Annotated in this window: 31 protein-coding genes, 2 tRNA genes and 1 pseudogene; 5 read left to right on the top strand and 29 right to left on the bottom strand. The window is 37.8% G+C overall.

Going from position 1 to position 24,441, the window contains the following annotated elements; all coding sequences use genetic code 11:
- The first annotated feature begins 373 nt into the window (after window positions 1-373).
- Entirely contained in the window at window positions 374-589 is a 216-nt protein-coding gene (locus GR929_RS18515; protein ID WP_159522645.1) for a hypothetical protein, read from the top strand.
- A 423-nt stretch (window positions 590-1,012) separates the two neighbouring features.
- Here GR929_RS18515 and GR929_RS18520 read toward each other — a convergent pair whose 3' ends face one another.
- The 4 genes from GR929_RS18520 to GR929_RS18535 form a co-directional block, all read right to left on the bottom strand.
- Window positions 1,013-1,207 carry a hypothetical protein gene (locus GR929_RS18520; RefSeq protein ID WP_159522647.1) on the bottom strand — a complete coding sequence of 65 codons (195 nt, stop codon included), beginning with the start codon at window positions 1,205-1,207 and terminating at the stop codon, window positions 1,013-1,015.
- A gap of 241 nt (window positions 1,208-1,448) precedes the next feature.
- Window positions 1,449-2,180, bottom strand: coding sequence for a (Fe-S)-binding protein (locus tag GR929_RS18525; protein ID WP_159522649.1), 732 nt, complete (start codon window positions 2,178-2,180; stop codon window positions 1,449-1,451).
- Between the two features lie 109 nt (window positions 2,181-2,289).
- Window positions 2,290-2,362: transfer RNA gene (locus tag GR929_RS18530), tRNA-Trp, on the bottom strand.
- Window positions 2,363-2,446: 84 nt separating this feature from the next.
- On the bottom strand, window positions 2,447-2,683 hold the full coding sequence (locus tag GR929_RS18535; RefSeq protein WP_159522651.1) for a helix-turn-helix transcriptional regulator: 237 nt from the start codon (window positions 2,681-2,683) through the stop codon (window positions 2,447-2,449).
- Between the two features lie 93 nt (window positions 2,684-2,776).
- On the opposite strand from GR929_RS18535, the gene GR929_RS18540 reads away from it, so the two are divergent.
- On the top strand, window positions 2,777-3,463 hold the full coding sequence (locus GR929_RS18540) for an IS3 family transposase (protein WP_159522653.1): 687 nt from the start codon (window positions 2,777-2,779) through the stop codon (window positions 3,461-3,463).
- An 11-nt stretch (window positions 3,464-3,474) separates the two neighbouring features.
- On the top strand, window positions 3,475-3,816 hold the full coding sequence (locus tag GR929_RS18545) for a sulfatase/phosphatase domain-containing protein (protein ID WP_159522907.1): 342 nt from the start codon (window positions 3,475-3,477) through the stop codon (window positions 3,814-3,816).
- Window positions 3,817-4,118: 302 nt separating this feature from the next.
- Here the strand turns inward: GR929_RS18545 and GR929_RS18550 are convergent.
- Window positions 4,119-4,206: transfer RNA gene (locus GR929_RS18550), tRNA-Ser, on the bottom strand.
- 274 nt (window positions 4,207-4,480) lie between these two features.
- On the opposite strand from GR929_RS18550, the gene GR929_RS18555 reads away from it, so the two are divergent.
- Window positions 4,481-4,750 (top strand): HU family DNA-binding protein, encoded by a 270-nt coding sequence (locus GR929_RS18555; protein ID WP_159522655.1) that lies wholly within the window; start codon window positions 4,481-4,483, stop codon window positions 4,748-4,750.
- Window positions 4,751-5,009: 259 nt separating this feature from the next.
- Here GR929_RS18555 and GR929_RS18560 read toward each other — a convergent pair whose 3' ends face one another.
- From GR929_RS18560 to GR929_RS18670, 24 genes and pseudogenes are all read right to left on the bottom strand, one after another.
- Complete coding sequence (locus GR929_RS18560) at window positions 5,010-5,495, bottom strand: DUF4252 domain-containing protein (RefSeq protein ID WP_159522657.1); 486 nt, start codon at window positions 5,493-5,495, stop codon at window positions 5,010-5,012.
- 136 nt (window positions 5,496-5,631) lie between these two features.
- Window positions 5,632-6,180: a hypothetical protein gene (locus GR929_RS18565; RefSeq protein ID WP_159522659.1), complete on the bottom strand. Its 549-nt coding sequence runs from the start codon at window positions 6,178-6,180 to the stop codon at window positions 5,632-5,634.
- Window positions 6,137-6,685, bottom strand: coding sequence for an RNA polymerase sigma factor (locus tag GR929_RS18570; RefSeq protein WP_159522661.1), 549 nt, complete (start codon window positions 6,683-6,685; stop codon window positions 6,137-6,139). The genes GR929_RS18565 and GR929_RS18570 overlap by 44 nt, the downstream gene beginning before the upstream one ends.
- Window positions 6,686-6,946: 261 nt before the next feature.
- The gene (locus GR929_RS18575; protein WP_159522663.1) at window positions 6,947-7,795 is read right to left on the bottom strand and encodes a hypothetical protein; all 849 of its coding nucleotides are present in this window, start codon (window positions 7,793-7,795) and stop codon (window positions 6,947-6,949) included.
- 348 nt (window positions 7,796-8,143) lie between these two features.
- Entirely contained in the window at window positions 8,144-9,058 is a 915-nt protein-coding gene (locus GR929_RS18580) for a Cbp1 family collagen-binding glycoprotein adhesin (RefSeq protein ID WP_159522665.1), read from the bottom strand.
- Window positions 9,059-9,227: 169 nt separating this feature from the next.
- Window positions 9,228-10,580, bottom strand: coding sequence for a sigma-54-dependent transcriptional regulator (locus GR929_RS18585; protein WP_159522667.1), 1,353 nt, complete (start codon window positions 10,578-10,580; stop codon window positions 9,228-9,230).
- 396 nt (window positions 10,581-10,976) lie between these two features.
- On the bottom strand, window positions 10,977-13,415 hold the full coding sequence (locus tag GR929_RS18590; RefSeq protein ID WP_159522669.1) for a response regulator: 2,439 nt from the start codon (window positions 13,413-13,415) through the stop codon (window positions 10,977-10,979).
- A gap of 58 nt (window positions 13,416-13,473) precedes the next feature.
- Entirely contained in the window at window positions 13,474-13,965 is a 492-nt protein-coding gene (locus tag GR929_RS18595) for a hypothetical protein (protein ID WP_159522671.1), read from the bottom strand.
- A gap of 182 nt (window positions 13,966-14,147) precedes the next feature.
- The gene (locus GR929_RS18600; RefSeq protein ID WP_159522673.1) at window positions 14,148-14,654 is read right to left on the bottom strand and encodes an O-acetyl-ADP-ribose deacetylase; all 507 of its coding nucleotides are present in this window, start codon (window positions 14,652-14,654) and stop codon (window positions 14,148-14,150) included.
- Between the two features lie 51 nt (window positions 14,655-14,705).
- Window positions 14,706-15,605, bottom strand: a complete 900-nt coding sequence (locus GR929_RS18605; RefSeq protein WP_159522675.1) for an EamA family transporter — start codon at window positions 15,603-15,605, stop codon at window positions 14,706-14,708.
- 214 nt (window positions 15,606-15,819) lie between these two features.
- On the bottom strand, window positions 15,820-16,098 hold the full coding sequence (locus GR929_RS18610; protein WP_159522677.1) for a hypothetical protein: 279 nt from the start codon (window positions 16,096-16,098) through the stop codon (window positions 15,820-15,822).
- 6 nt (window positions 16,099-16,104) lie between these two features.
- A complete protein-coding gene (locus tag GR929_RS18615) occupies window positions 16,105-17,115 on the bottom strand; it encodes a phosphotriesterase family protein (protein WP_159522679.1) in 1,011 nt (336 codons plus the stop codon).
- A gap of 66 nt (window positions 17,116-17,181) precedes the next feature.
- The gene (locus tag GR929_RS18620; protein WP_159522909.1) at window positions 17,182-17,655 is read right to left on the bottom strand and encodes an MgtC/SapB family protein; all 474 of its coding nucleotides are present in this window, start codon (window positions 17,653-17,655) and stop codon (window positions 17,182-17,184) included.
- Between the two features lie 24 nt (window positions 17,656-17,679).
- Window positions 17,680-17,808: a hypothetical protein gene (locus GR929_RS22045; RefSeq protein WP_262886062.1), complete on the bottom strand. Its 129-nt coding sequence runs from the start codon at window positions 17,806-17,808 to the stop codon at window positions 17,680-17,682.
- An 88-nt stretch (window positions 17,809-17,896) separates the two neighbouring features.
- Entirely contained in the window at window positions 17,897-18,373 is a 477-nt protein-coding gene (locus tag GR929_RS18625) for a hypothetical protein (protein WP_159522681.1), read from the bottom strand.
- A gap of 27 nt (window positions 18,374-18,400) precedes the next feature.
- Window positions 18,401-18,652: a DUF7218 family protein gene (locus GR929_RS18630; protein WP_159522683.1), complete on the bottom strand. Its 252-nt coding sequence runs from the start codon at window positions 18,650-18,652 to the stop codon at window positions 18,401-18,403.
- 84 nt (window positions 18,653-18,736) lie between these two features.
- Window positions 18,737-19,282, bottom strand: a complete 546-nt coding sequence (locus GR929_RS18635) for a type 1 glutamine amidotransferase domain-containing protein (protein WP_159522685.1) — start codon at window positions 19,280-19,282, stop codon at window positions 18,737-18,739.
- Window positions 19,283-19,293: 11 nt separating this feature from the next.
- Window positions 19,294-19,485 carry a CsbD family protein gene (locus tag GR929_RS18640; protein WP_159522687.1) on the bottom strand — a complete coding sequence of 64 codons (192 nt, stop codon included), beginning with the start codon at window positions 19,483-19,485 and terminating at the stop codon, window positions 19,294-19,296.
- An 80-nt stretch (window positions 19,486-19,565) separates the two neighbouring features.
- Window positions 19,566-19,865, bottom strand: a pseudogene (locus tag GR929_RS22200) (DUF2383 domain-containing protein); the annotation flags it as partial.
- Between the two features lie 154 nt (window positions 19,866-20,019).
- A complete protein-coding gene (locus GR929_RS18650) occupies window positions 20,020-20,337 on the bottom strand; it encodes a phosphoribosylpyrophosphate synthetase (protein WP_159522689.1) in 318 nt (105 codons plus the stop codon).
- A gap of 33 nt (window positions 20,338-20,370) precedes the next feature.
- Window positions 20,371-20,994 carry a nitroreductase family protein gene (locus tag GR929_RS18655; RefSeq protein ID WP_159522691.1) on the bottom strand — a complete coding sequence of 208 codons (624 nt, stop codon included), beginning with the start codon at window positions 20,992-20,994 and terminating at the stop codon, window positions 20,371-20,373.
- 217 nt (window positions 20,995-21,211) lie between these two features.
- Window positions 21,212-21,676, bottom strand: a complete 465-nt coding sequence (locus GR929_RS18660) for a hypothetical protein (RefSeq protein WP_159522693.1) — start codon at window positions 21,674-21,676, stop codon at window positions 21,212-21,214.
- A gap of 22 nt (window positions 21,677-21,698) precedes the next feature.
- A complete protein-coding gene (locus tag GR929_RS18665; RefSeq protein ID WP_159522695.1) occupies window positions 21,699-22,163 on the bottom strand; it encodes a hypothetical protein in 465 nt (154 codons plus the stop codon).
- Window positions 22,164-22,218: 55 nt separating this feature from the next.
- Complete coding sequence (locus GR929_RS18670; protein WP_159522697.1) at window positions 22,219-22,764, bottom strand: RNA polymerase sigma factor; 546 nt, start codon at window positions 22,762-22,764, stop codon at window positions 22,219-22,221.
- Between the two features lie 226 nt (window positions 22,765-22,990).
- Here GR929_RS18670 and ychF point away from each other — a divergent pair, with 226 nt between their 5' ends.
- Window positions 22,991-24,091, top strand: coding sequence for a redox-regulated ATPase YchF (gene ychF, locus GR929_RS18675; protein ID WP_159522699.1), 1,101 nt, complete (start codon window positions 22,991-22,993; stop codon window positions 24,089-24,091).
- Window positions 24,092-24,441 lie beyond the last annotated feature (350 nt).

Raw genomic sequence — 24,441 nt, forward strand, 5'->3', positions numbered from 1 at the left:
AACCAAACTTTTGAAACCATGAAGAACCTTAAAGATTGGCTAGCTGAAAGTGTAAAATAAATGACCGAAAAACAAATAATGTCAATCACCCACAATAAAAAATACTTAGATAATTTCAATGTGGCATTTGTAAGTTAAATTGGTATTACTGATGAATCCGATTTTAATTCAAATTAGCAATCCACGTTCTCTGAACGTGGTCAGAGACGTTCTACGGGTTTGCCTGTTAATCGACCCATCCTTATCTTTTCAAAGTTGTCCCCACAACAAAGAAAGGATACCTGACCCGCACAGTTTGGGACAAATATGTGGAAGTTCCTAAAGGGATGGAAGGCCATCAGAACCAGACGGGCCGGTATGGGATGTTCTTTTTATGTTTGCTTTTTTCGCCCGGAAAGAGTCCTCCTCCCGCTTGCTTTTTAAGTTATTGGTTCAATTGCCGGTTACAGGGAATTGGGAGCAAAACGAAAAGGTAGCGGACAGATCGAACCGGCTGTTGCGGGAAGTTACCCTAAAAGCCCTAGTTACAGCCTGGGATTTTGACGATCCATCGCCTGCTATTTTCATTATGAAACCATTTGAAGATTAACCAATTCCGGTGTTTGTTATCAGAATAAAAAATAGGAGGTATTGATGATGAGATAGAAAGATGATCCAAGATAAATTGCAGTGCGTTATCCAAGTTACTGCGAATTATTTTGTATCTTTGTAAATAAGTAACTCATTTCAATTTGATTGAAATCTGATCAAATTTCAGGTGAGTTAAACGGTGAGTTCTTTCTGGAAATATTCAGATACCTTTCTGATAATAAAATATTTATAGGATTGGTGACAAATCTTGTCATCCCGACAAAAAAGAAAACCCAGTAAAAACATTTTTTCTGTTTTTGCTGGGTTTTTCCGTTTAGTTTGAAAAAAAACACCTTTAGAAACTAGTTTGAATGATCAGAGATGATGTTTGTTTTGCGATAACTATAGCAGAAATTCAAACCAATGTCTTTTTGTTGGGTTGTTAAGAGAATTCCCGATCTTTTTCTTTTGGAATTTCCCATTCAACAACATAATCAAAGCGGTTTCCTTTGCAATGCAATCCATCACTTGCAGGGAAAGGTTTATACTGTCTTCTTTTTGCTTTTTTTAGATAACTGGTGTCAATATGACTTTCATTAATAAACGGAACTTTGTTTGATTTGATTTTTACTTTCATTTTGATGAACTAAGAATAAAACGAATAACTGGCGTGATTCTTCAATGATCACAGTATAGCTTCCATTACCACGCATTAAGAAGATCGAACCTGCAATCAAGAAATCAGAGACGTCAGAATTATAGGTATATAGTCACTATAACAAAGAATCGCTTGAATATAGATTTACGCAGTGAATTTGAAAATGTTATGGAAGTCAGCAATGTTTTTTTCGACCTGAATTTCCGTTTGCGTTACAGGTTTATTGACTGTTCCAGCCACTTGCCAGAATATCAGCTATGTGGATAGGTTTTATGGGTAGTTTGTTTTTTTTGATATAGCTTTCAATATTTAATAAACAAGATGATTCGGTAGAGATAATATACTCTGCTCCGGTATTCAATGCATGTTCAACTTTTTGTTCAGTCATAGCCGCCGAAATGGCTTTGAATTTGGTTACAAAAGTACCACCGAAACCACAACAAGTATCTGTATCCTCCATTTCAACCAGTTCTAGTCCTTTTACTTTAGAAAGCAATAAGCGAGGTTCTCTTTTTATACCATATTCCCTAAGGGCAGTGCAGGCATCGTGGTAGCATACTTTATGAGGGAAGCTTGCTCCAAAATCAATATACCTCAGCTCATTCACTAAAAAATCAGTCAGTTCAAAAAGTCGCTCTTTTAGTTTTAAATGATTTTCGTAATCCAAATCTTCTTTATTGAAGAGGTCGCCGTAGTAATTTTTGATAAATCCGGTGCACGATGCCGATGGACTAACAATAAGACGGTCGCCCGGGAAGTCTTTTACAAATTTATGGGCTAGATTTTTTGATTCGTTCCAATATCCACTATTATAGGCTGGCTGTCCGCAACAGGTTTGCTCCGGATTGTATTCTACTGTAACTCCGGCCTTTTTGAGCAATTTGATCATGTTAAAGGCGGTTTCCGGATAAAGCTGATCAATAAAGCAGGGAACAAATAAATCTACTGTCATGGTAATCGGTAAAAGATTTGGACAAATATAAAGGGTTTTTACGTTATATCGAAGAGTATTGTAGTGTTGCCAAAGCAAAAAAGAGCTGTTCAACAGAACAACTCTTTTGCACGGGAGGAGCGACTCGAACGCCCGACACCTGGTTTTGGAGACCAGTGCTCTACCAACTGAGCTACACCCGTATTTGAATGCGAGTGCAAATATAGTAATTCTTGAAAAACTACCTAGAAAAACTGAGCTGATTCGATAAAAATATTTCACTCGTTTTAAAGTTCTAAAATCAAATCGATTAACTTTTCATCATGTTCGAGTTTCATTTTTTTGCGAACCCGATATCGATGATTTTCAACTCCTCGAACTGATATGCCTAGTAACGGAGCGATTTCCTTTGATGATAAATTCATGCGAAGGTAAGCACACAGCCGTAGGTCTTTTGAGGTTAATTCAGGATGCATTTCTTTAATTTTATTCAAAAACTGTTCGTGTGCTCGTTCAAAATTCATCTCAAACACTTGCCAGTCATGATAGTGGAGTTGCTACTTTTACTCGGACACAAATTTTAAGACTATTTGCTGATAAACAAATATCTTAGAGCAATGAAAAAACGTGTTTACAGTAAAGAATTTAAAATCTCAAGACGCAGGGTAGCCAAAATCATGAGAGAAAATGGTTTGGTCAGTAAATACAAAAAAAAGTTTAAAGTCACTACCGACAGTGATCATAGTTATCCGGAGTGTAGAAATTTACTGGACCGTAACTTTAGATCAAATAAATTAAACCAAGCCTGGGTATCACATATTACCTATATCAAAACTCAAAAAGGATGGTTGCATTTAACCACTATCATGGATTTATACGATAGACAAATCATCGGTTGGTCATTAAGTACAAATTTATATACTCAGAAAACGATTATTCCGGCCTGGAGAATGGCTGTAGGTAAAAGAAAAATAACACAACCGGTACTTTTTCATTCTGATAGGAGGATGCAATATGCCTCAAGGGAATTTAGAAAACTATTAAAGACCAATTTTTTCATCTCTCAATCGTTGAGCGGGAAAGCCAATTGCTGGGATAATGCGGTAGCAGAATCCTTCTTCAAAACCTTAAAAGCAGAATTAGTATATGGCAATAAGTTTGAATGTACTGAGCATGCTAAATCAAAAATCTTTGAATGGATAGAAATATGGTATAACAAGAAGCGGTTGCTTTCTTTATTGGGGTACAGAACCCCTTATGAGATGGAACAGGAATTTTACCAGAAAATTAACAATGCGGCATAGTCTTTTAAAAAATTGTCCGACTTTTTGTCGCAAGTCCAGCTCAATGGACACGAGATGCCGTGTATTATCACTACAATGAATATCCCGGGTTTCATATGGTCAAGCATCACTATGGTGTCGTGACCAAGGAATACAAACTGGCTCATTTTTATTACGACGTTGATGAAAAGGAATTATATGATCGTCTGAAAGACCCCTATGAATTGAATAGTGTTTATAATGATCCTGAATATGCAGATATTATAGCCGAAATGAAAATGAAGTTGACTGAACTGAGAAAAAAGTATAAAGATTCTGACGATCTCGATCAATATTTCATCGAAAAGTATAGGTCGAAAGGAATAATTAGGTAGGCTAAGCTTAATTATTCATCCTTTAAACACGAGGATTTACCCTTAATCGAGCCTTAAATGATGCAGATTGATTATATTTTTATGTTTTAAAGAAGAGAAAATGGCTCAATAATATTGTTTTTTTAGAGTAGATCGTACCTTTTTTAACTGTTCCGTTTTATTGATAACTGCCTTTTGTATCTACGAAAAAGCTATTTGTAAATCACAATTGCAACGATAGCATGGAGTGAGCAGAATCTAAAAAACAGGAAGTGATATAAAATAAAAAGCTGCAAGTGTTTATCTTGCAGCTTTTTATGTGTTGGCGGAGAGAGAGGGATTCGAACCCCCGGATCCGTGAAGATCAACGGTTTTCAAGACCGCCGCATTCGACCACTCTGCCATCTCTCCTTGATGTGGCGGCAAAAGTAGAGGATTTTTTTAAAACTCAAAAATTATTGCAAAAAAAAACTTAGAAATAGCAAAAAAAAAAACTTCAAGAAAGGTTGCATAATTGAATCATATTTTAGAATTTTATAAAGCGTAAAAATAAAGCTTTTGAAAGCATTGATTTTACTGATGTTTTAGAAATGTGAATTTCTTTTTAATGATGTTTTAGATACAAATATGTTAATTATATAATTTCTAAATAGTTTATTTTTTTTAACCCTAAACAAGTTTTCTTATGAACAAAGCTCAATTAATTGACGCAATTGCTGAAAAAGCTGATCTAACTAAAGCGGATGCTAAAAAAGCATTGGATGCTTTTGTCGAATCTACTACTGACGCCTTAAAAAATGGAGATCGTGTTGCATTGATCGGATTTGGATCTTTCTCTGTAGCTACTCGTAGTGCCAGAACTGGAAGAAATCCTCAATCAGGTGCTCCAATCGAGATTCCTGAAAAGAAAGTTGTAAAATTCAAGCCAGGTGCTGAATTAGGTGATGCCGTGTAAATTACGTATCATAGACGAATAATAAAAAAGGGAGGTATACCTCCCTTTTTTATTGCCAATATTTATAGAAACAGCATTTTTGCCCGTTGGGTTTATTCTATTTTCATACTTCTTAAATTGAGCGGATTGCGACTGATATGGCTGATCTAATCTACTCCTTAAGCTCAGTCTAATGTTTGCATTCTGTGCTATTCGGTAGTCAATAATTGTTTCATGGTAACTGAATGATTGCTGGCAAATTTTCAGACCTCCATCCAACTCAGTATTTAATATTCAGCGCTCCTGTAATCTTACCAATATTTTCGGGGTCAATCAATCCCCGAATACTAATCAAAGCATTGTCATCACCTCCCACAACCAGAAGTAATTCAGAGAACTTACCAGCACCTGCATCACGACCGAAAAACCGGACAACTTCGTTTTCTTCTGTCACTTCCATTAAAACCTGATAGTCATGATTTTTGAAGAACCCATCATTTTCAAGTTCTTTGTAGAAATCCAGTGATTTATTGAGGTCATCATCATCGACTGCTAAGATCCTGACTCCATCTAAATCTGCCAGAAGATTTCCTTCGGGCGAGTTTTTATCCATTTGGCTTGCCAATCCAAGTAGGGCACCGCTAATGTTAACGGTAGTCATTCCTTTCTTATTGGCGTATTTTTCAAACAACTTATCAACGGGGCTTTTCTGTGCCATTCCCAATAGTGGGATTAGGCAGATTATTAAAACTAGTAGCTTTTTCATGTGTTTATATTTTTTAATTTAAGTTCGTGCAATTTCCGTACTCCACTTTAGTGCTTTTTATATGGTGCACCAACGCATGGAACTCCCAATAATTAACCTCCTGTGTGAGCGAAATTTTGATCATGCTCGTTTCTTTTTATTGTTTTTTTAGTTTTTGGTTAATTTTTTCTATTTCCTGTATTTCCTCAAAACCCTTATTTAGGGAATTCAGGCTTTTATTTAGTGGCTTCGAAGCGTTGTCAATTTTTTTTATCGGTTGTAACTCACCCATCCCTTTTTGATAGTGTCCGGCAACATATTGTAAGGTGCTCTTGGCTTTGGCATAAGCTTGATCCGGATTCTTGTATGTGTCGTTCCATTGTCGATTGTCGTTATTTAGATTGATAACAAGCAGAGCGATTAAAATTGCTGCTGCAATCCCACTAACGGTTTGCCAAAGCCATCTGTAGTGAATCTTTTCCTGATTTTCATTTTCCAGGATGTGATTCATAATTTCATCTTCCAGCTTCTCGTTTCTTGGGTTTTCTGAGAGTTCGTCAATTCCGGCAAAAAAGGCCGTATACTCGTTCAGTTCCGGATCAATATTGTCCGAATTAAAGTATTTCGCTAGCGACTGCTCCTCCAGTTTTGTGCTCTCTCCCTCAAAGTATTTTTGCAGAATTTGCTTGACTTCCTTTAATTCCATATCCCTGATATTTTAATAATTCGTTTCTAACCTTTTTTCGTGCACGAGAAAGGTTAACTCGTATAGCGTTGACATTCATTGTTGTTATCTCAGCAATTTCTTCATATTCCAGTTGATCGATATCCCGCATTTTCATCACTTGCATTTGCAACTCTGGCAGCTCTCCAATAAGTTTCCTGATCAATACAGATGTTTCTGATAATTCCAACTCATCATTAAGGTCGCCATGCGCCTCGTTGCCCATATTGGGTGTTTGATCTTCCAGAGAATCAGTTTTGTTTCTGCTCGATCGAAATAAATCAAGACATTTATTTCGGGTCATTCGTATCGCAAAAGCTTCCAAATTCTCAATACCATTTAAGTTTTTTCTTTTTTGCCAAAGTTTTAAAAATACTTCTTGAACTACATCCTGCGCTTCCTCTTCGTTTTTTGTGTAATACAATGCATAACGATGAAGTTTGCCGCTAAGGGGGACTACCGATGTTTTAAATTCTTTGGCCAGCATGTTCAAACTAAGTTCTTAACTGTTTTCAAAAGTAAGACGTAGCCGGAGATTTTTCATTACATCAGAAATACTATTTTTTCAAATGATTGACACACCTATGAAACGAACATGAAATTTGATCTACTATTTTTCACAAACATGCTTGATTAAATTTCATCGAGAGTTCCATAGGATACCTTATAAATAAGCAATTCTAATCATATGAAAAAAGGCCCGAAAATTAATTCCGAGCCTGACTATCGTTTAGTTCTTGTTTCTATTTTAAGGTGCCCAAGGCAAATATTGATTTCCTCTGGTGCTTCCGTCATTCAGAGGAATGGCAACACCAAACATGATGCGGGGAACAAGCCCTGCCAAATCCTGTCTGATCTTAGAATCGGTGCTAGTTGTCGCATAATTAGGTGCTCCATCTAAATAGTCGGTACTTACTTTTGAAATCTCAGCAGCCAAAGTGAGAGTCATCCCACTTTTAAAATTAAATCTTGAACCGAGACCCAACGCATATTGCAGGTTTATCTCAGGGGATTTATTGGGTTCAAATCCCTTTCCTATTGAAAATGCAGGATCGTCACTTGGTAATCCTGAGACATCAGTGTAAGCAAGTTCGGAATAGAGGATATTCGGACCGGCATTTAATTCAATATATGGTTGGAATAGTTGAGCATCTCTAACACGACTAGCAAATTTCTTAAAATAATACCGGACCAGTACACTTGGAGTAAAAGCTGTTGTCTTATATTCTATTGGATTGGTATAAAATGCCACTCCGTTAAATCCTTCGTGGGAGCTGCTCCAAACCGACAAATCCATAACTGTCAGAGAGTCGTCGGAGCTACTTAAACTATAGAAGCCAACACCTACACCCAATTCAAAATTAGTACCTAAAGTTTTTGAGATGGTAATGTCCATGCTAAAGCCCATGTTATGACTAAATTCATTGTCGACAGAAGTGAAGCCTGATTCAACTTCGCTCATCAAGGTTGCGGTACCAATTCGCGGGGTTATAAACCATTGTTGACTGCCTTTGCCTTTTGCAAAGGTGAGTTGGGGAACTATAAACGTTAGTAATAAAAATACGGATAGTGCTACGCTGAGGTTCTTTTTCATCATTCAATCTATTTGGGTTTACAAACAGGAGGATACTCATCAAGGTTTCCGCATATTCAACTGTTTGCTTATCTCTTTCTACAAACCAACACTCAATATTACAAACAAAAAGTTATAACAGTACGATAATACGAAAAAAGCGATAAAAAAAAGGTGTTTTTAACTAGATAATGAAAAAAATGGGTCGTATTTTTTTGCAAAAGTTAAATATTATGTTACTCTTGGAGGTTTTGTGTTCAAAAGTTGATTAAACTCCAATAAAAACAAAAAACCATCAGAACCTCTGTTCCGATGGTTTTTTTGAGCTTGTTTTAATATACGTGAAGATTCGAGTGTGTCGTTTTTGGGCTATTATTTTACTTCAATAACAGCGTATTTTGATATTTTCCAGAATTCCTCAGGATTATCAATCTGCAAGTAAGCAACCTGTCCATCTTCTTCTACCAAGGTGTACGAATCTAGAGGGTGTTCAGAAATAATAGTTGCTTTTTTAGAGTGAAGCGGAATTGTTTTTGTTTCCTGGATATTCAGTTCTGTAAAGTACTCCTCATCAAAACTTTCCTGAATTGTTTTATTTTGACCTATCCAAAGAAAACCTCCTTCTTTAGTTAGCAAGCCTTTTTCTTTTAGTTCTTTATAGGTTCCATAGGCAATATGTGCTGTGTTGAGCTCATCTGTTTTCCGATCAATAATGCTTAGTTTGCTTTCGATGGTGTCGTTTTGTTTCGCAATTTCAAACTCCATGTCTTCAACCTTTTCGTTCAATCCTGCAACGAGCACTTCTTTCTCTTCGATCACTCTTCTTAGCTCGTCCATCTCTGTGTTTTGGTTTTCAACAGTTTGAGTTAAAGCAGCAATCTTTTGTTGGAATCCGTTCATTGTAATACCGGATTTTTTTAGTTTCTTTTCAAGATCAGCAATATGTTTGCTGCTTTCTTCCAGCATTTTATTCATCAGGGTAATGTCATCAAGAATGGCTTGTTTCTGATCAATATTACCTTCTTTGTTTTGCTCAATGGATAGCTGCTTTCTTTTTTCTTTAATAAATTGAAGGTTGTTTTCAATATCATTGAAAGCAGTAACCATTTCGTTTACGACAGAATCACGATCTTCTATCAATTCATTTAAATCAGTGTTTTTTGTCAATAATGAATCAACTTCTGATTGCTTCTGCGTATAAACGTAAAAGGTGCCAACTAGTGCCAAAACCACTACTACGACAGCTGTGACGATAATTCCTAATTGTTTTTTTCTTGTATTGTCCATGTTGTTTTCCTCCTATAGTTTTTTGTGCTAAGCGGAAAGCAATGCTCGTGCCAACAACATGAATTTTTGGTAAGTGGTTGTAAATGAGAGGTTCGTTTTGTTGGGTCGTTCGTTGTTTTTATCAATCTGATTACTGGTTTCGCAAATTGATAATTTCAGATCGCACGAATTATTTATTTTCTTCTTTTAGCATACGATAAATGGTTGCTACACCAATATCCAGTTTTTCGGCCACCAATTTAATGTTATTATCGTATTTAGATAAAAAGCGATTAACGATCTCAATAGTGTATTCGCGCATGGTACATTCCTCGTTAGTCAGGCTATCCATCATATTTTGCCCGCCAAATACAAGGTCATCTTTAGTAATCTCGTCATGATCAGAAAGCGTGACTGCAAGTTCAACGATAGACTTTAACTCCCTGATGTTTCCCGGGAATGAATAGGAAAGTAGTTTTCTGCCCGCTTCGGAGCTTAATGCTTTTTCATCGAGCTCATTTTCCTTGCAAAAGCTTTTTATAAAGTGCTTGGCTAAAATAATTACATCGTTTCCACGCTCGCGAAGTGGCGGAAGTTCAATTGGTAAGCCAAATAAGCGATAATACAAGTCTTGCCTGAAGTTCCCTTCCTGAACTTCCATCAGCAGGTTTCGGTTAGTGGCAATAATGATTCGGCAATCAACTTTTACTGCTTCGTTGCTTCCAACCCGATTGATTTCCTTTTCTTGCAGGGCCCGAAGCAGTTTTGCCTGAAGGGAAATGTCCATTTCACCTATTTCATCCAGAAAAAGAGTTCCACTGCTGGCTTCTTCAAATTTTCCGATTCGGCGAGATGAGGCACCCGTAAATGATCCTTTTTCGTGTCCGAATAGCTCGCTTTCAATTAAGTCTTTTGGGATCGCTGCAACATTTACCGGTACAAATGGTTTTTTCGCCCGGTTGGAATTATAGTGAATGGCTTTTGCTACCAGTTCTTTTCCTGTACCAGTTTCGCCGGTTACTGTAACCGAAATATTGGTGCGTGTGGCTTTTTCAATTAAAGAGAACATTTTTTCGGCAGCAGGACTGTTGCCAATAATTGTGTTTTGGTAGCTGTATTTCTTTTTAACTTCTTTGCGTAGTGTAACAATTTCTTTTTTGAGCCGACTTCCTTTACGAATGTTATTTATGGTATTCAACAGTCGTTCTTTCACGTCTGACGATTTCACGATGTAATCGTAAGCGCCATGCCGAAGTAGCTCAACCACGACTTCAATATCGTCTTGCTCGGATATTAATATAACCTGAATATCGTCATTGATCGCTTTGATCTCTTTCAAGACTTCGAGTCCTTTCATATCAGGTAACCGATAGTCTAAGGTCACAACATCCGGTTCTTTACTCAGGTTTTTTATGCAGTCTTTTCCGGTGGTGTACGATTCGATTTCGTATTCAGGAATTAACGACAGGTTATGAACAAGAAGTCGATTATACCAATCGTCGTCTTCAACAACAAATATTTTAAATGGTTTGCCAGTGTCCATAAAATAGGTTCAGGGAAAATATTGCTTTTCTGTATGCAATGTTATGGAAATATTTTGTGAAAATATAGCTATTTACGGGTTTTAACTTTAAATTTTTATATGAAAATCCCCAAAACCGGCGGAGGTTTTGGGGATTATTAATAAAATATATATAGAGGTGACGAAATGGCTAAAAATCATTTAAATACCGTAATCATTTACTTCTTCTAACTGTTTTCCCGACGGTTAGTTTTTCGATGAATTCTTTGACTCTGAACCTTGCAATTCAAGTGCCAAAGCGGTATTCCAGATTTTTGTTTGCTTAAATGTTTGGTTATTAGTGTCGTTTTGTTTTGCGCATGGAATTGGCTCTCTCATTATGAGAATTATTATCTAAAAATGATTTTGAAACCTACACTATTGATCTTCGAGGATGGATTTCAGATAGCGATTAGTAGTCTTCACTTCGTATTCTATTTCTGTAGATAGCTTGATTATTTCCTGTTCGTTTTCTCCCAGCCGAGCTTCGTGCTCTATTTCCTTAATTTTTGAGTATAAATTTAGCGCTTTGATGTGCTTGGCAGGAGCAGCCATTTTATGTGCATATTCCCGAACCATATCCCAATTTTTCAGAGCAATGTTTTTTTTCATTTCTGATAAACCACTATCGCTCGATCGAATAAAGATTTCTAACATTTCATTTACAAATGAAATATTTCCATTTGCCATGCGTTTCAACTCGCTTAAATCTATTTGTGCCTTTGCTTCTTCTTTTTTACGCAATTCATCCTGTGTGTGTTGGGGAGCACTTGCCTCTGATAGGCTTGCTAATAGTTCTTTCTCAGTAAAGGGTTTTGGCAGAAACTGTTGCATACCCGCTTGTTTGCACTTTTCAATATCATCAGGTTTATTGGTTGCCGTGAGTGCAATAATTTTAGCTGCGTTGTTTTGTTGCACAATTTGCTTTGCTGCTTCCAATCCATTTAAAACCGGCATGCGAATATCCATGAAAACAAGGTCGAAATGTTCTTTTTTGTACAAATCGACCGCTTGTTGACCATTGGAACATTCCGCTACATTTATATTCCATTTCTCGAGGATCGATCTTAGTAGATATCGGTTGAATTCCTCATCATCAACAATTAAAATTGACAGGCTGCTAAAATGATCAGGGATTGTCAATGTTTCCTGTTTGGCTTGTTTAATTTTTGACGGGTCGCCAATGTCGTAAGGAATTTCGAGGGAAATTGTTGTTCCTTTACTTAATTCGCTGTCGATGGATATTTTCCCTTTTTGCACGTCAATCAGCTTTTTTACAATGGCCAGTCCCAGTCCGGCACCTCCTTGTTTTCTGGTCAGGTCGGTTTCCAGTTGTACAAAATCGTCAAATATTAGCGAGTGGTTTTCTTTTGATATGCCAATTCCGGTGTCGATCACCTGAATGCTGACCCATATCTTGCGCCATTTATTTTCTTTGGCCGATACTTTTAAGGTCACACTGCCCTGATCAGTAAATTTAATCGCGTTGTTAACCAGGTTGATCAGGATTTGTTTTAACCTGAATGCATCGCCACGAAGCACAATTGGTTCAAGACCATCCGTGTCTAATTTAAGCCGTAAGTTTTTCGATTTTGCTTTTCCTTTGTTGAGGACGATAACCTCAGTAAGTAATTTGCTCAGCGAGAAATCATCTTTGGCCAACTTCAATTTCTGGCTTTCAATTTTCGAAAAATCAAGCGTGTCGTCTACCAGTGAAATTAAATGCTCGGTCGAAGTGTAAATGATTTCCAAATCCTTTTTACGTTTATTGTTATCTGTCTTTTTTATCAACTGTTCGGTTAATCCGTAAATGGCATTGATAGGCGTTCGCATTTCATGGCTTACAGTGGCTACAAAAACTTCTTTGGCACGAGCTAGCTTTTCAGCATCAGTTTTAGCCTTGTGAAGTAGGTTTTGATGGATTCTGGATCTGTTTAAATATCGATAAAACAGAAATAAAACCAATAATAATAAAGTAACCGATCCCAGTGTAAATAAGGCCAACCGTTTGTAGGTGATGGCTGCCAACCGGTCTGCTTCCTGAGTTTTCTCAAGTAGCTTTTTTCGTTCGTCGGTTTCCAATTTAGTTATTAGTGTTTTGAGCAGTTCCGAAAGGATAATGTTTTCTTCGAGCAATGCCTTTTCCTGAACAGAGATTGTCTGGTTGGTTGTTCTTATGCGGTTTTCTATTTGTGCAATTTCCTGTTTGATCGAATCTTTGTCGATGGTATTGGAATCCACCGGTTGAACCTGAATTTGTTCAATGATCTCAGGGTCTTTTTTCTTACCTCCAAAAATACGTTTTAGCAATCCGCGTTTTTTTTCGGGAGCTTCAACTTCAACTAAAATGGTATCAGGCTCAGTTCTTGCACTGTCGATTTTTGTGTACAGGTCGGTGAAAGATTCGTGTGCGTCTTCGCGGGCATGATGAAGCACCAAAATTTCTTTCCATACAGCCAGCTTTGCATTTGTCAACTGCCGAATTGAATCGATCTGCATTTTTTGTTCTTCGCTGGTCTGTGCATAGTCTTCGAGGTTAGTTAGTTTTTTCTGAATGGATTGATTGATTTGCTTGTAGGGATGAAAATATTTCTCATCGCGGGTTACTGAATATAGTCTAACGGTACTTTCTACTTCGGTGAGGTCAGCTGCAATGTCTTTTATTTGCAGCAACTTAAAGTCGGGTCGGGCTTCGCGGTGAATAGAATCAACGATTTGTGATAAACTTTGATAAACCAGATAGCCGGAAAAAGTGACGCCCAGCACTACTATTGCTGTAAGTATTGTTACAGGGAATTCAATTTTAATACGTTTCATCAATCAATCATTTGAATCAAATTTAACTATTTTATGACACCGATGTAGCTGGAGTAAACTATCTAAAGTTGAATCGTATTGTCAAGCCAATGTCATCCATCCAAAAGCCGGTATAGTTAATCACATTAAACATGGGCTTCCAGTCAACCGAAACACTGATCGGAGCATCTTGAATGACATACTCGAGCCCCAATATTCCATCAATCCCAAAAGCGGTGTAAGTTCCGTCATTGTCGTACCAAGGATGTATGTGTCCATTCAAATCCCAATAACCAAGATGTGCGCCCGCTCCATAGTATAAATTGAAATTTGAGTCGTTAAAAACGTCCTGGTGCATTTCATACAGTCCTTGAAATAAAGTTCCATTCCATCTGGATGAAACGATGAATTCCAGCGCTTTGCTTTCGGAGATGAAATGCTTCAGCGACAAGCCAGCCATAGGGCCTGCTCGGAATCCGATCGCTGTTTTATAATCGCGTTGAGCACTCAAATCTGAAAAGCCCATAAAACAGATAAGAACAACTAAAGATATAATTTTAACTACTCTCATAAAGAAGAATGAATTTGAATTTTTGACTAAACCGTACTTGTTTATCGCGATTGAGCCTCTAATTTATTGGTTCAATACAAACTGGTATTTTGGAGAACGAAAAATAAGCATATAAATTATTTCTCGTTCTTCAAATTAACTCCTATTGTAAGACTGTTGAAAAGGTAAAATGTTCAGTGAAATCAGACGTTTAAAAGGTCTTGGTAGATTTTGTAATTTTCATCATCGTAAACACAAAAAGTGACTTCTTCAAACCAATCGTCATCATCTAAAAATTCAAGGACTGTTTGTATTGCGATTTTCGCGGCGAGCTCTTTGGGGAAGGCATAAACACCAGTGCTGATGTTTGGGAACGCGATCGTTTTTAATTTGTGTTCTTTGGCCAGAATTAAACTATTCTGGTATGCGGAAGCCAACTGTTGTTTTTCACCAATCTCGCCACCATGCCAAACCGGACCAACCGTGTGAATTACATAACGCGATGGCAGACGATAAGCTGTTGTGATTTTTGCTTGCCCGGTTTCACAACCGTTTAGCTTTGCACAAGCTTCCTTTAGCTTAGGGCCGGCTGCCCTGTGAATAGCTCCATCAACGCCGCCACCTCCCAGAAGACTTCGGTTTGCTGCATTCACAATAGCATCAACATGCATTTCGGTGATATCGCCTTGTAAAAGTTGAATTCGATCCATATTTGTTGATTTAATCAATCGAAGTTAACAAGATTATTATCGGAATAAAAGTTAGCTTCCTAAACTAATCATTAAGATTCCGGCTAAAATGCCAAGTAGATAAATTCCTTTTTGTCGGATATTACTTTCCTTAAAAAGAAATGCTCCGGTTACAAAAGCCACTAACACTCCGCCTCGCCTTAATGCAGCAATAACAGAAATCATGGAGTCTTCATAGCTCAGTGCATAAAAATAGGCGAAGTCAGCCATCAGCAGAAAGACACCAATCGCAGGAATGCTCCATCGCCAGTCGAATGGTGGTCGCTTGCTTTTGGGTTTGCTCCATCGAAAAATGGCAACTACCGGAAGCATGACTACCACTTGGTAAAACGAAAACCAGGCCTGCACCGCAAAACGGTCGATTTTCCGCATAATGAATTTATCGTATAACCCGCTGGATGCACCGAGCAGCGTTGCTCCAATGATGCACAAAATCCAAATATTTTTGCGAAAGTGGATGCCTTCTAGCTTACCGGCAGTTGATAGCAGGTAGAAAAACAACAGGGTGGTAATAACGCCTGCCCATTGCAAAAAATTGAGGTGTTCCTGAAAAATGATGATGGCTCCGATTAATGTCCACAACGGACTTGTTGCCCGAATGGGCGAGACAATGGTAATTGGCAAATGCTTTAAACCGGTAAATGCCAAAATCCAACTACTTACTACGATCATGGTTTTCAGAAAAATCATGCCGTGTTCCTGTAGTGTGATTGGAGACACATAAAAACTAATGGATTGAAAAAACTCAGGATAATACCAGGAACCTAGCGTGGGAGGGATAAAGATGACAGCTCCGGTAATTGCCGAGATCAAAAGAACCGGAAAAACAGCATTTTCGTTTACCGATAGTTTCTTAAAAACATCGTAAATACCCAACAGAAATGCCGAAAGCAATGTTAACAATACCCACATGAAATTTCATTTAGGCCGCAAAGCTACGGGCAATGATTGGGTTTGAAGTTAATTCAGCTTGATGATGTTGTAAAGTTTAATCATTCCTTTAAATAATGCGAGTTTTAAAAGCAATATTTAATGCTTCAATGTGTTTTCTTAGGAGTTGAATACAGTTGTGTTCAACTATTTTCTGCATAATCCTTTTTCATGCAAAATGAGGAAACTCAAAGAATTATTTTCTTCGTTTTGAACTGGCACCGCCGCCACCCCAAAACATCATTACACCAATCAGAAATCCAAAGTTGTACCATCCTCCTGAGTTGGGGAAAGCATAAATTTCGTAGTCGCTAAATAAGCTGGCTATAAAACTAAATAAGATGATGAAGCCATGAAATAGTCCGTGCCAAAAACCCGGAGGATTGGTAATATTGCCAGCCGATTGAGTTGCACAAGCTGTAAAAAGTAGGATGGAAAGCATTAGCCATAGAATGAGGTAGCTGTATTTTCTCATGATAATTTAGTTTGAGTTATTAATCAGACGTTTGCCAACGGTAAACGCTTTTGCCGGATTTGAAATTAAAAGTTGGTTGATATCTTCTTCGTTGAATCCCTTTGCTTTCAGATTTGGAATGAGCAATTGAAAAATGTTTGTGTAGGGTTTGAATTCGTTCCCGGGTTGTGACGGGTCGTACCAGCCGGCATCGTGTGAAACTAAAATTCTGTCTAAAACGCCCTGATCTTTTAAATAAACAAGAGCATCACCTTCGAGATGTTTTTCATTCCATCCATACTTATCCAGTGAAACCCAAGCTCCCATTTGTGCTGCCTTAACAAGGTTTCCCCAATCTTTTTCATCGCTCGCATGTGTCCAGATAAATGCTTTGGGAGAAACGCCTTCTTCTTTTAATATTTCAAGCTCTTCGAATGCGGCAATTGCAGGCCCGGTATGTGCCATAATTGGAAGGCCGGTTGACTTGTGCGCAATTGCAGCAGCCCGTATCAGTGTTTGATGAAACTTAGAAAGTGGGGTTCGATTAACAGCTGTTTTGATAAAGCCGGGCTTAATTCCAGTACCTTCAATACCTTGTTCAAACTCTGCAATGTAAAATTCAGCAATGTCCTCAGCTGGCATCTCCAGTACATGCTCAGGGATAAATTTATTGCTTTGGGCACCATAAAATCCGGTATTTGTCAGAATATGCATTCCTGTTGAATCGGCTAATTGTTTTAGCAGTTTTACATCTCTTCCAACAAAAAGAGGAGTGCATTCAACTAATGTTTTGACCCCGTATGTTTCTAACTTGAGTAGTTCAGGGAGTATTTTTTTTAACGCATCACGGTGATCGTAGTTTTCTGGATGGTAGTTTGCTGCACCTGCAAAATCGACCAAAACGTGTTCGTGTGCAAGGGTTTTCCCAAGCTCACTTGGATTAACGGGGCCATTAATCGTAATTATTTTCCCTTCATGGTCACCTTCTTCAGAGCAAGATAGGAGTGTGGTTAGTAGCAAAACCAGAATGTATCGCATAGCCTTTTTTATACAAATGTAAATGATGTAGACTAAATTAGTAATTCATAGATGATTACCCAACAGTTATTTCCTCTTATTCTTAAATCGTGCTTTAATGCCTCTCAAATGGTTGATTGAGTTGATGAATAAAATGATAAGGGTAAGCCCCACGGCAATAACATATGCTTTTAGAGCCACGGCGATTCCAATCCCCGACGAATAGAGCAGGGTAGAAGCTGTCGTGAGATTCTGAACCGTATTTTCATCTTTTGATTTCAAAATGGTGCCAGCGCCAATAAAGCTAACCCCAACCACGATCGATTGCAAAATTCTCACCGGATCAACACTCATAATATCGGTTGCAATGTTCTCGTTGATAAAATTACTTAGAGCCGGAGAAATTGCTACGAAAAAGCATGAAATACTTCCAACAATCATATTGGTGCGTAAGCCAGCCGGTTTATCCAGTTTTTCCCGTTCGCCTCCAATCACACTGCATAAAACCATAGCGATTACAACGTCGAGTAAAATCCAGAGTTGATTGACAACCATTTCCATGTTCATAAATTTTTTTGACGCATATTAGTTGTTCTCGTTCAGCCCGAGGTCCATTTCCAAAATACTCAGGGCAAACAGCTCGTATTTTGAATATCGCTTTTTTCCTTTGATATTTTTCAGCAAATCAAAATCATTTAAACTTTTCTTGCTCATGGTTGGCAGTATTTTGGGGTAAATCTAATACTTCCGGCTCTTAGGGCAACGGTGTTATTTAATTCTTTCGAAACTAAGCGAACGAAGGTTACATTTTTTTCTTTCGTGGGGGTTCTTCGACAATTTTTCTCGCTTCGGGCTCAAACTTGATTGATAGAACGGTACCTCTCCATGTCCTGAAGTTTTTGGCAATGGTCTCGTGGGAGGAAATTTCTCGCAGGTATTCGGTTACATCTTCGGAATTCAACACTTTGTAACCATCATTTGATTTACAGTGGAACAACTCGTACCCGGGAAGTTCAGAGCATCCTTTCAATAATTTTTTCGATGTTGGATGATTTGTTGTTATAGTCTTAAACTTTCCACTCTTGCCTTTAAACTGGATTTCGAGCGTGGTTTCGCCTTCCTTCAGATGTTTTTTAAGGCAGAGTCGTTGTACCATAAGTGTCGTTTTCTTTCTCCTTCGTTTTTTGTAAATAAAACCTTGACTGATTTTTATTCGGTGGTATCCTGGCATTTCGTCGGTTGCATAAACAAGCGAGGAGGAAAGTTGCTCTGTTTTCATTCTGTAAAAAATGAATACGTTGAATTGTCAGCTATTTCGCAGGGCGTTGATTAATTCTTTTTTCGACATATTGCTTCGTCCGTCAATTCCAACTTGCTTTGCTTTTTCATACAGATCTTTTTTCGTCCATTTTTCATATTTTTCGCTTGAACCTCCTTTTTTTCCTGAATCAGGTGAATTCGCAATTCGTGCTGCTTTTTGCTTGCTAGCGCCTTTCTCAATCAGTGCTTCGTACTGATCTTCATTCTTAATTCGAGATGATCCTTTTTTATTAGGCATGATGTCTATTTTAGAAGTTAAAAAAGATCGAAACCATGCTACTGCCTTTGGTTTCGATCTTTCATTATTGTTTACAATAGAATATTAGTGATTACCTTCGGCGATTTCTTCAACCATTTTTGAGCTAAAAGCTTCAAGATCCGAAGGATTGCGGGAAGTGATCAGACCATTGTCAACAACCACCTCTTGGTCAATCCAAGTAGCTCCTGCATTTTGCAGGTCTTTTTTGATCGAAAAGAAGGAGGTCATTGTTCGTCCTTTAACTGCATCAGCTTCAATTAGCATTTGAGGCCCATGACAGATGGCTGCAACCGGTTTCCCGGTTTCCATAAAATCACGAACAAAGCTGACCGCTTTTTTATCACGCCTGAGTTTGTCGGGATTAATTACCCCACCCGGAAGCATCAGCGCGTCATAGTCTGAAACCTCAGCTTCCGAAATGTCAACATCAACGTCGATCTTGCGGCTCCATTCTCCATGTTTCCACGCAGTAATTTTGCCTGATTCCGGCGAAATTAGCCGAACATCAGCACCGCTTTTTTCAAGAGCATCTTTTGGCCCAAACAACTCCGATTCCTCGAAACCGTTAGTCGCTAATATTGCTACTTTTTTTCCTGTTAATGTTCCCATGCTGTTTTGTATTAAATGCTGTCAATGAAATCTTTGACTTCTTGCTTACTTTTTCCAGTTTTTTTCTGGATACGTCCGATCAGTTCATCTTCCTGACCTTCAGCATAGGTTAAATCATCGTCGGTTAACTCACCATATTTTTGTTTAAGACTACCTTTAATGGTGTTCCAGTTTCCTTTGATTTTGTCTGTTGTTGCACTCATAATATTAATTTTTATTGTTTATTAAATTGATTGAATTAAAGTATATATTGTGATTATACTTCTGCTTTAAGTCCATTTAGTTATAAAATGGCACCTTTGATTAATTTTTGTTGTTCTTCCAAAATTTCGCGCAAATATCTGGGGATATTTTCATTACTCAGGACTTTGTTATAGGTGTCAACTGCTACTTTTTCGCCTTGCGTGCTTTCGTTGATAACCTTTTCATTGGTTTCCTTGGAAAAAACAGCTTTTGTGACTAAGCAAGTGCGGTAAAAAAAAACTTTGGTCGAGCCGGATTCATCTAGATCTAGTTCGGCGCCTAATTCGGACGCTTCGTTTTTTATCTTTTCAAAAAAGCATTTTCGTTGCTGCGATAACCTTAGGAATAAAGTCTACAGGTCACCTTTCTCAATTTTATCTGCAGCAGTTTCATAAACTTTTACGCTGTCCTTGCAGATATCAACAATAATTGTGTAGATCTTTTGTGACATATTTTTTGCACTTATAGATTAATTTCTTCGTTTTATCATGGAATTAGTCAAATTGCTTTTGCTCAGCACTATTCATAAATTCTGAAACGATTTCAGAGCCATCGACACCGTAGGAGTCGACAACTGTTCCTTTCGCTCCCGATTTTGTTTCAACGGCATAAACAATGCTCATGTCGGCCGGATTGGTATTTCCTTCAAATCGGTGGAATTCATGTAGTATTACTTCTGAAGCCTGATAATGCTTATCAGAATTTTCTTCAAGTTGACCTGATTTGTTGACTGAAAAATTATGCGTAAAACCGCGTTTTTTCAATGCTTCAATTGCTCCCACCAGTGTGTCGTATTGGTTATTGTTACTCATGATTAAGATTTTAAAAATTGCTTTTTTACTTTACTAAGCTTTTCTGTACGGAACTTCCCATTCTTGGTACAAAAACTCATCAAGCTCTTTTCTTTCCGACTTTTTCGTTTCTTGTTTTCTGAGGTCCTCGGGGAGTTGCCCGGGATCAGTTGGCTTTCCAATGACAAACATGGTGATCGGCTCAAATTCATCAGGAAGATCAAAATGATCGACCACCTTCTGGGGTGTGAATCCGGCCATTTGGTGAGCAAATAGTCCCATGCTTGTTGCTCGCAAAGTAGCAGCCGCCATAAAAGCACCCGAATCGTAAAAGCGATGTCGATTTATCTTGTCCTTTTTGGTGAAGTGTTTTTTTGCTACTACTACTCCGAGACAGGGTGCTGTTCGAGCCCAGTCTTGGTTAAATTCCCCCAAACAATCAAATAATTTTGAGTAATGAGGATCATCTTTAAACGCAAAGATGATTCGCCAGGGCTGTTCATTGAAACTCGACATGATTGTCTTTCCAGCTTCAAAAATCTGCTGAATTGATTCGATCGGGATTTTTTCATCACTGAAACTCCGGGGACTCCAACGCTTCTGAATTAGTTTTAAAAAGTGTTCTTCTTCAGGGGTAATATTTTGAGTATTCTTATTTTTACCTTGTACATTGTCCATTTCATTGTTTTTTTATGCATTTTCTCTAAGGATATTGAAAAAATCCTGCCAATATGGACTGATACTTGGCTTTTTTGTGCTAATATGTTGGTATATAGTCTAGTAGTGTGTGTATGTGTGTGTGGATTAAAAGGTGTCAGTGGAAAGTATTGTGTGGATATGTAGATGTTATTCCCCGATTCCTCAGACATAAAAAAAGCCGCTGTTGCGGCTCATTTTAATGGTTATTATCTCGTTTTTTCTTTCGGAACTCCTGAAGCATGTGTGATCGAAAGTCATTTTCGACATCGTAAAAACTGACCACTTTTTTAGCAGGTAAAACATCGAAGAATTTATGACTGTATTCTTTCATTAGATCGGCTTCTTGTTGAAACAAACTAACAAAATCATTCGAAATGGCTTTTAATTCAGAATCAGACAACCCATCCGTATTTTCCAATGTTTCATGTTCCATTTTACGGCGCTCCATATGAATTTTGAAACGTTTCTCTTCAAACTCATTATATACAGGCCAGAACTTTTGTGCTTCCTTCGGGGTTAGTTCTAGCTTGGTCGTCAGGAAAGCTACTTTTTCTGATCTGATTTTTTCCATCCAGTCATCATCCAGTTTCATCCTGTTTTGAGCGAAAGCAAAACTCATTGTTGAAAGGATCAGTAAAGTCAATAAAAAAAATTTCTTCATTTTATTTCGGTTTAATTTTTTTTTATTTTAATTCGGCATAAATCTCTGCCTCATTCATCGAAAGTGTCAAATAATCCAACATTTCGTCCGAACTAATTTCTTCTTCCGTTGCAATTTCATCATTGGCAAATAGATCATAAACAGAGTTTGATGAGATCGAAAAGTAAGAATACAGAAGGTCTTCTTCAGATGCGATCCCCTGATTTGTCTCGGATTTGTCCGTACTTTTTGCCAGATAATCGGGCAAATAAACACTTAGTGGATAATAGACCAACAGAAAAACAAGAGCAAAACTTGCAGCCATTCCCAGCAATGGTTTAAGCATTCGAATTACTTTTCCTTTTTGCGATACAGGTTGAAATTCTTCTTCAATCCGAGATTCAATTCGATCGTCTAAGGTGTCAAAATAGCCTTCGGGAACTCTAAAAGGTGGTTCCAAAGGTTCATTTTGTAATTCGTCCCATATATCAGTATTCTTTCTCATCATCCACTTTGACTTTTTATATTTAGAAAAGTTTAATCATTGCGCTAAAAATGCCATGTTATTCTTCTGATTTAAAGTATTCTTCAATTTTCTTTACCGCATGATGATACGAAGCTTTAAGTGCACCTTCTGACGTTTCAAGAATTTTCTCCATGTCCTGATACTTAATATCATCAAAGTAACGCATATTGAAAACCAAACGCTGTTTGTCTGGCAGCTGTGCTATTGCTTTTTGCAACCGATACTGAATTTCATCACCATCAACATATGGATCAGTCTGTAGATTTTCCAAAATATAGTCGTTGGACTCTTCGTTGCCGACAAAGGTTTTCTTCTTTTTTTGGTTTAGAAAAGTTAGAGATTCATTCGTCGCAATTCGGTACAGCCAGGTAAACAATCCGGATTCTTCCCTGAAATTGTCGATGTTGCGCCACACCTTAATAAAAGTATTCTGCAAAACATCGTCGGTGTCATCATGACTAATTACGATTTTGCGAATGTGCCAGTACAATCGTTCTTTATAGGTCGATACTAAAGATCGAAAAGCTGCTTGTTTTGTCTTTTCTTGTTTTAGTTCGAGAATGATTTGCTGGTCGCTTTTCATGAAATTATCCGAAAGGGTTTAGTCGATAGATCAATTAATCTTGCAATGGTTTAATCTGCTTAACGATTTTTAACGTTGTGTGTTTGCGTTTAAATCAGCCTTTCATTGATGGTAGTTTGTTGCAATTTTTTGTTTTGTTAATTTATTAATCCCAGAATAGAATCGGTGTTCAAAAATAGTCAAAAAGGATTAACTTTGCCCCTCAATTTTTTAAGAAGAGAATAGAATGGCTTTAAAGTGTGGAATTGTAGGACTTCCCAATGTAGGTAAGTCAACCTTGTTTAATTGTTTATCGAACGCAAAGGCTCAGTCGGCAAACTTTCCGTTTTGCACCATTGAACCGAATGTTGGAGTAATTACTGTCCCCGATGATCGTTTGATTAAACTGGAAGAGTTGGTAAATCCCGAGCGGGTAGTGCCTACAACAGTGGAGATTGTTGATATTGCCGGCTTGGTTCGTGGAGCCAGCAAAGGCGAAGGGCTGGGAAATAAATTTCTGGGAAACATTCGGGAGACTGACGCAATTATTCATGTATTGCGTTGCTTCGAGAATGAAAATATCACACATGTTGATACCACCATTGATCCGGTTCGTGATAAGGAAACAATTGATATTGAGCTTCAGCTGAAAGACCTGGAAACTGTTGAAAGTCGTTTAGCAAAGGTTGAAAAACAAGCCCGCACCGGAAACGATCCTGATGCCAAAAGGTTGTTTAAAGTTCTTTCGCTGTATAAAGAAGCTTTGAATCAGGGAAAGTCTGCCCGCACGGTTGAGCTGGATGAAAATGATTTAAAAATCGCAAAAGATCTTCAGCTCTTGACTAACAAACCCATTCTTTATATTTGTAATATTGATGAGGCTTCGGTAACCACTGGAAATGCCTATGTTGAGGCAGTGAAAGAAGCGATTAAGGATGAAAATGCGGAGATGTTGATGATTGCAGCAGCAACAGAAGCTGACATTGCTGAGTTGGAAGATTTTGAAGAGCGGAAAATGTTTTTAGATGATCTTGGCCTTGCAGAATCGGGCGTTAATAAATTAATTAAGACGGCCTATAAATTGCTGGAGTTGGAAACTTATTTTACCGCAGGAGTGAAAGAAGTGCGTGCCTGGACTTATAAAAAAGGCTTTAAAGCCCCTCAGGCTGCCGGAGTTATTCATACTGATTTTGAAAAAGGCTTTATTCGCGCCGAGGTTATAAAATATAACGACTTTACAACGCTAGGATCGGAGCAAGCGTGTAAAGAAGCCGGGAAGATGGCCGTTGAAGGGAAGGAATATGTGGTTCAGGATGGAGATATTATGCATTTCAGGTTTAATGTTTAATGTACATTATCAACCCTAAATATAGAAAGCAGCTTGAAAAAGTTGCTTTTTTTGTTGCAGCTCTAAAAATCACGCGTATTCGTGAAGTTTCTATAAAAGGTTATCTTTTTCAATGAAGGGGTGTCGAAAATCGGGGGTGCTTTTCTGAAAAGATTTCTTTCTCAAATAGGCACTACCTATTTTTAGGGGCATAATGAATTTACTTGCGTTTCAAATAGAAACCAAAACATTTGTTTTTATCTCTGTATGATAATATAGTTTCAATATTTGTAGAAAAATGTCAGAATATGTTTTTGTGTTTGATCAAAAAGCTTATTTTTGTCAGGTTGTTTGAAAATATTATAAAGAAT

It is taken from the genome of Sunxiuqinia indica (assembly GCF_009847015.1).
Taxonomy (GTDB): domain Bacteria; phylum Bacteroidota; class Bacteroidia; order Bacteroidales; family Prolixibacteraceae; genus Sunxiuqinia; species Sunxiuqinia indica.

Bases quoted from the DNA above. Each gene is read 5' to 3' on its own strand.
- GR929_RS18600 (WP_159522673.1), bottom strand. From the start codon at position 14,654: ATGGATCGAATTCAACTTTTACAAGGCGATATCACCGAAATGCATGTT.
- GR929_RS18540 (WP_159522653.1), top strand. From the start codon at position 2,777: ATGAAAAAACGTGTTTACAGTAAAGAATTTAAAATCTCAAGACGCAGG.
- GR929_RS18570 (WP_159522661.1), bottom strand. From the start codon at position 6,685: ATGCTGGCCAAAGAATTTAAAACATCGGTAGTCCCCCTTAGCGGCAAA.
- GR929_RS18585 (WP_159522667.1), bottom strand. From the start codon at position 10,580: ATGGACACTGGCAAACCATTTAAAATATTTGTTGTTGAAGACGACGAT.
- GR929_RS18610 (WP_159522677.1), bottom strand. From the start codon at position 16,098: ATGAGAAAATACAGCTACCTCATTCTATGGCTAATGCTTTCCATCCTA.
- GR929_RS18630 (WP_159522683.1), bottom strand. From the start codon at position 18,652: ATGCCTAATAAAAAAGGATCATCTCGAATTAAGAATGAAGATCAGTAC.
- GR929_RS22045 (WP_262886062.1), bottom strand. From the start codon at position 17,808: ATGAGCAAGAAAAGTTTAAATGATTTTGATTTGCTGAAAAATATCAAA.
- GR929_RS18670 (WP_159522697.1), bottom strand. From the start codon at position 22,764: ATGAAAAGCGACCAGCAAATCATTCTCGAACTAAAACAAGAAAAGACA.
- GR929_RS18650 (WP_159522689.1), bottom strand. From the start codon at position 20,337: ATGAGTAACAATAACCAATACGACACACTGGTGGGAGCAATTGAAGCA.
- GR929_RS18590 (WP_159522669.1), bottom strand. From the start codon at position 13,415: ATGAAACGTATTAAAATTGAATTCCCTGTAACAATACTTACAGCAATA.
- GR929_RS18595 (WP_159522671.1), bottom strand. From the start codon at position 13,965: ATGAGAGTAGTTAAAATTATATCTTTAGTTGTTCTTATCTGTTTTATG.
- GR929_RS18655 (WP_159522691.1), bottom strand. From the start codon at position 20,994: ATGGACAATGTACAAGGTAAAAATAAGAATACTCAAAATATTACCCCT.
- GR929_RS18620 (WP_159522909.1), bottom strand. From the start codon at position 17,655: ATGGAAATGGTTGTCAATCAACTCTGGATTTTACTCGACGTTGTAATC.
- GR929_RS18615 (WP_159522679.1), bottom strand. From the start codon at position 17,115: ATGCGATACATTCTGGTTTTGCTACTAACCACACTCCTATCTTGCTCT.
- GR929_RS18625 (WP_159522681.1), bottom strand. From the start codon at position 18,373: ATGAAAACAGAGCAACTTTCCTCCTCGCTTGTTTATGCAACCGACGAA.
- GR929_RS18665 (WP_159522695.1), bottom strand. From the start codon at position 22,163: ATGATGAGAAAGAATACTGATATATGGGACGAATTACAAAATGAACCT.
- GR929_RS18555 (WP_159522655.1), top strand. From the start codon at position 4,481: ATGAACAAAGCTCAATTAATTGACGCAATTGCTGAAAAAGCTGATCTA.
- GR929_RS18660 (WP_159522693.1), bottom strand. From the start codon at position 21,676: ATGAAGAAATTTTTTTTATTGACTTTACTGATCCTTTCAACAATGAGT.
- GR929_RS18575 (WP_159522663.1), bottom strand. From the start codon at position 7,795: ATGATGAAAAAGAACCTCAGCGTAGCACTATCCGTATTTTTATTACTA.
- GR929_RS18580 (WP_159522665.1), bottom strand. From the start codon at position 9,058: ATGGACAATACAAGAAAAAAACAATTAGGAATTATCGTCACAGCTGTC.
- ychF (WP_159522699.1), top strand. From the start codon at position 22,991: ATGGCTTTAAAGTGTGGAATTGTAGGACTTCCCAATGTAGGTAAGTCA.
- GR929_RS18525 (WP_159522649.1), bottom strand. From the start codon at position 2,180: ATGACAGTAGATTTATTTGTTCCCTGCTTTATTGATCAGCTTTATCCG.
- GR929_RS18635 (WP_159522685.1), bottom strand. From the start codon at position 19,282: ATGGGAACATTAACAGGAAAAAAAGTAGCAATATTAGCGACTAACGGT.
- GR929_RS18535 (WP_159522651.1), bottom strand. From the start codon at position 2,683: ATGAATTTTGAACGAGCACACGAACAGTTTTTGAATAAAATTAAAGAA.
- GR929_RS18515 (WP_159522645.1), top strand. From the start codon at position 374: ATGTTTGCTTTTTTCGCCCGGAAAGAGTCCTCCTCCCGCTTGCTTTTT.
- GR929_RS18560 (WP_159522657.1), bottom strand. From the start codon at position 5,495: ATGAAAAAGCTACTAGTTTTAATAATCTGCCTAATCCCACTATTGGGA.
- GR929_RS18605 (WP_159522675.1), bottom strand. From the start codon at position 15,605: ATGTGGGTATTGTTAACATTGCTTTCGGCATTTCTGTTGGGTATTTAC.
- GR929_RS18640 (WP_159522687.1), bottom strand. From the start codon at position 19,485: ATGAGTGCAACAACAGACAAAATCAAAGGAAACTGGAACACCATTAAA.
- GR929_RS18520 (WP_159522647.1), bottom strand. From the start codon at position 1,207: ATGAAAGTAAAAATCAAATCAAACAAAGTTCCGTTTATTAATGAAAGT.
- GR929_RS18565 (WP_159522659.1), bottom strand. From the start codon at position 6,180: ATGGAATTAAAGGAAGTCAAGCAAATTCTGCAAAAATACTTTGAGGGA.